The organism is Streptomyces sp. 8L (assembly GCF_020176795.1).
Taxonomy (GTDB): Bacteria; Actinomycetota; Actinomycetes; order Streptomycetales; family Streptomycetaceae; genus Streptomyces.
The window spans coordinates 1-488 of the sequence record NZ_JAIUKE010000971.1 but is presented as its reverse complement, the minus strand read 5'-3'; the positions used below and the strand labels follow the sequence as shown (position 1 = coordinate 488).

Below are 488 nucleotides of genomic sequence, written 5' to 3'. Positions count from 1 at the left end.
ATCTTCCAGGCGTTCAACCTGCTGCCGACGCTGAACGCGATCGAGAACATCACCCTGCCCATGGACATCGCGGGCCGCAAACCCGACCCGGAGTGGCTGAACCGGGTCATCACGATGACGGGCCTCGGCGACCGCCTGAAGCACCGCCCGGCGCAGCTCTCCGGCGGCCAGCAGCAACGCGTGGCCGTGGCCCGCGCGCTGGCGTCCCGTCCGGACATCGTCTTCGGCGACGAACCGACCGGGAACCTCGACTCGCGCGCGGGCACCGAGGTGCTGGGGTTCCTGCGCGACTCGGTGCGGCGGCTCGGCCAGACGGTCGTGATGGTCACGCACGACCCGGTGGCGGCGTCGTACGCGGACCGCGTGGTCTTCCTGGCGGACGGCCGGGTCGTGGACGAGATGTACGGGCCGACGGCGGACGGCGTACTGGACCGCATGAAGGCGTTCGACGGCCGGGGCCGCGCGGTCTAGCACCCGGCGGCCAAGGC

At 71.9% G+C, this 488-nt stretch carries 1 protein-coding gene; it reads left to right on the top strand.

Going from position 1 to position 488, the window contains the following annotated elements:
- Positions 1-471, top strand: a 471-nt coding sequence (locus tag LCE31_RS40150; protein ID WP_225023263.1) for an ABC transporter ATP-binding protein, incomplete at its 5' end; no start/stop codon positions are given.
- Between the last annotated feature and the right edge of the window lie 17 nt (positions 472-488).